4 protein-coding genes are annotated in these 3,700 nt (G+C 63.9%); all 4 read right to left on the reverse strand.

Going from position 1 to position 3,700, the window contains the following annotated elements; all coding sequences use genetic code 11:
* On the reverse strand, positions 1 to 541 hold a 541-nt coding region (locus DM995_RS20075), incomplete at its 3' end, for a response regulator transcription factor (protein WP_157973414.1).
* A 3-nt stretch (positions 542 to 544) separates the two neighbouring features.
* Entirely contained in the window at positions 545 to 2,773 is a 2,229-nt protein-coding gene (locus DM995_RS20080; protein WP_116970821.1) for a sensor histidine kinase, read from the reverse strand.
* Positions 2,767 to 3,153, reverse strand: coding sequence for a response regulator (locus tag DM995_RS20085; RefSeq protein WP_157973416.1), 387 nt, complete (start codon positions 3,151 to 3,153; stop codon positions 2,767 to 2,769). The genes DM995_RS20080 and DM995_RS20085 overlap by 7 nt, the downstream gene beginning before the upstream one ends.
* A 35-nt stretch (positions 3,154 to 3,188) precedes the next feature.
* On the reverse strand, positions 3,189 to 3,458 hold the full coding sequence (locus DM995_RS20090; protein ID WP_116970823.1) for a hypothetical protein: 270 nt from the start codon (positions 3,456 to 3,458) through the stop codon (positions 3,189 to 3,191).
* Positions 3,459 to 3,700 lie beyond the last annotated feature (242 nt).

The raw sequence follows: 3,700 nt of genomic DNA on the forward strand, positions 1-3,700 counted from the left end.
CCCGATAGGCCTCGACCGTGCGCGGCGACAGGCCGAGCCGATAGGCGATGATCTTGTTGGCGAGCCCCAGCACCATCCCGCACAGCACATCGCGTTCGCGATCGGACAGCCGCGCGATCAGTTGCTCCGCCTGGCGGCGGCGGCCGCCCTGCTCCACCTCCTGGATCTGGCGACTGACCGCGCTGCCGATGGCGCGTACCAGATCGTCGACAAGGAACGGCTTTTCCAGAAAATCTATCGCGCCGGCATGGATCGCGCGCACCGCGGTGGAGACCGAGCCGGCGCCGGTGAGCATCACGATCTTGTGCGCGCTGCCGCGCTCGACCAGCGCCTGCTGCACGTCCATGCCGCCCAGGCCGGGCATGTTGAGATCGAGCACGACGCAGCCGGGCGCCAGCCTGGCCTGCTGGGCGACAAAGCCATCGCCACTGTCGAACACCCGGACGACGAATCCGCGCAGTTCCAGCGCCTCGCCTAGCTCGGCCCGCACCTCGGCATCGTCATCGACAATGTAAACGTGGCGTGCTTCGCGCATGTCCATCGTTCATTCTCCTTCCGGCAGCGGAAAGCGCAGGGTCAGCGTTGCGCCCGGCGCTCCAGGATTATCGGCAAGCGCAATCGATCCTCCGACCTCGTCCATGATTTGCCGACAGACGAACAGACCCAGGCCTGTCCCCTTGCCTTCGGGCTTGGTCGTGCAGAACGCGTCGAGGACGTTGCTGCGAATGCTGGGTTCGATACCCGCGCCATTGTCGGTCACCTTGAGCAGAATGGCCTGATCGCTGGTATCGACGTGCACCACGACCGACCCCTTGATGGCGCCGGCCGCAGCACTTTCGCGGCGCGTATCGATCGAATCCGCCGCGTTCTGCAGCGCGTTGACGATAATCTGCTCGATACCGATCCGCGGCAGCGACATGACGGGCAGATGGTCCGGGATCTCGACCTCCAGCTCGATATCGCGCTCGGTCATCACCGGCCGCATGAACCGGACCGCGTTCTGCACCGCCTGCGACAGTTCCATGTCCACCCGCTCGGCGCGCTCGCTTCTGGCATAGGACGACGTGCGCTGGATGATCACATTGGCACGCTCGACCTGTTCGACGATGCGCTCGAGCTTGGCTGCCGTCCTTTCCGGGTCCGTGCTGCCGTTCTGAAGCTGCAACAGCGCGTTTTCCGCCGCGAGCGATATCGTGAAAAGCGGCTGGCGCAGCTCATGGCCGAGCGCGGACGCCATGCCGCCCAGTTCCATCAGGCGCGCGCTGTGGCGCATCTGCGTCTGGAAGGCCTTAGCGGTACGCAGCCGGATCAAACACCCATAGCGCCAGCTGTCGCTCTCCGCATCGTAATCGCGGGCGATGAGCAGATACCATTGGTCGTCCTGGTGCTGCCCTCGCCGGAACTCGACCATGACCTCGTTCTGGCCGGCCAGCGACTGGAAATGGGCGATGTCGGCGGAATGGACCGAAAGGCTCGCGCCGCGCTGTCCGGCCGACGGATCGATCTTCGAATAGCGCAGCTCGCCGCGCGACGCATCGAACCGGATGTCGCTGAGCAGCTTGAGATCGATCGCGGACCGCAGTTCCTCGACGGTCCGCGTCAGATGCGCCCGTTGGCGGTCGAACGCGACGAACTCGTTATTCGCCGCGATGAACGCGCCGAGCAGCCGGTCGGCCTCGGCAAAGGGCGCGGACGGGCGGCTCGTGGCATAGCCCCTTCCGAAGCCGAGCAAAGCCTGGCTGAGCACGCGCGACGACCGCCGCACCGACGCGCCGAATATCAGAAGCCCGATCTGCGCGAGGCCGAGATAGACCATCAGCGGCAGGATGCCGTCCAGCACTTCGCGAAAAAGGTCGATGACATGGTCTCGCGGCGAGACGACAGCGACATCTTCTGCTAGTGTCACGACATAACACATGTCCAGCCAGTACCTCAGCGACTGGCGCCCGCTGGCATCGACCAATCCGCGATCGTAGCCATGGCAACCCAGAATTTCCTTAGCCTGATCCGGTGCGTCTGATGCCAGCTTTACAAATGGCAGGGGCGTATCAACCCCGTGCATGTTCAGCCGGTACACCACCCCGGTCTTCAACGCATTGCGATTGGGAAGCATACGCACTGCGGAGGCGACATCCTGTTGGTGCAGTTCCAATCGGTCCTTAACATGGTTGAGCTCGCCCAGCAGAAACAGCATGGCCGCCCCGGCAACCGCCATCGAAACCAACGCCTCGACCGATTGCTGCAAGCCAGGTTTGCGCACCCGGCGCACCTGGCCGCGCGCGGTATCGACCAACACCGCAAGCAGGATGAGGTCGGCACAAGCAGCCAGCAGCGTCTCGCACAATATCTGGCGCACCGCGATGTCAAGCACGATCACTGCTGGCAGCGGGTCGACAAAGGTCAGCCATGCCACGATTGTTCCAACGCTGACCAACAGCGTGTAGAAAAAGGTCACCGTTGAGAGACTACGGTCCTGTCCGGAAAAGCGATGGATCGCCAGGACATGCCCGATTGCCATCACCACCGACATCGGATGGCCCCACCACCAGACCGAAGGCAGCATGGTGGCAACCGCCGTGACGAGCCCCGCTTTCAGGCCGAACCAGCGATAGGCGAGCAGATAGAAAAGCGGGCCAAGATAGAATTCGAACCCCGGGGCGGCGACCAGCCTGATCGCCGACAGCCCGGTCGCGACGGCGAGCGCCAAGAGTGCCACCGGCCACAGCATCGGCATGATGACGCGAAAGCCTTGCGGATAATTGACGCTCAGCATCGCCGCGCCTCCGCGGCATCGGCCACGATCCTGCGCAGCATCGCCGCGGCGATCGGCTTGTGAAGCAGCCCGGCGGTGCTCGATTCGATATCCTGCTGCGCGGCGGCAGTAAGATCGACATGCGCGGTCATCAGATAGCAATGGTCGGCCGCAGGGGGGGTTGCCACATCGCCCAGCGCCTTGAGCACATCGAGCCCGTTTTCAGCGCGCAGCTTGTAGTCGCACAGCACCAGATCGAACGGCTGCAGATGGCAGGCATGTATCGCCTGTGCGCCATCGGCGACGCCGATGGCCAGCGCGCCGAGCGCCTTAAGCAGCTCTACCAGCTCGCCGCGCAGGGCGTCGTCATCCTCGACGATCAGGATATGGGGCGTGTGCACGCTTGCCATCCTTGCCAAACATGGTTGATCAAAGGTTAATCCAGGGCCTGTTCGAGCCGTTCGCGCAACTGTTCCAGGGGGGTACCGGCGATGGCGGCCTGCGGATCCTCGGCGCGCAGCACTGCGGCCAGCGCCAGCTGCTGCTGCCCGATCATGTCGAGCGCCTGCAGGCTGGTCATGTGCGCGGCGACCAGCGCCGGATCGCTGCGCAGCACCCCACCCAGCCGCTCGATTTCCTGCCGCGCGCAATCAAGCTCATCGGCAATCTGCAAGCGCAGCTTGTGCGACAGTGCGGCCCTGCTCATGCTGCTTGTCTGTCCAGTTCAGGCAATTCCGGCAACGGGTTGCACAAGAACCGTCCCGACCCAATGCGCACGGGCGTCAGCATCGTGCAGTCTTCCCCTCCGGCGGAACCTCAAGCTGCCTCCATGACGGCGGCGATGTCGGCCCCTGCACCCATGAAACCAAGTTTGAGGATCATTGCCATGCGATCGTCCACACTCGCAAGGCCTTCGAGCAGATTTTCGCCTTCGGGTCCCCCCATGTT

This window comes from Blastomonas sp. UPD001 (genome assembly GCF_003426715.1).
Lineage (GTDB): Bacteria > Pseudomonadota > Alphaproteobacteria > Sphingomonadales > Sphingomonadaceae > Blastomonas.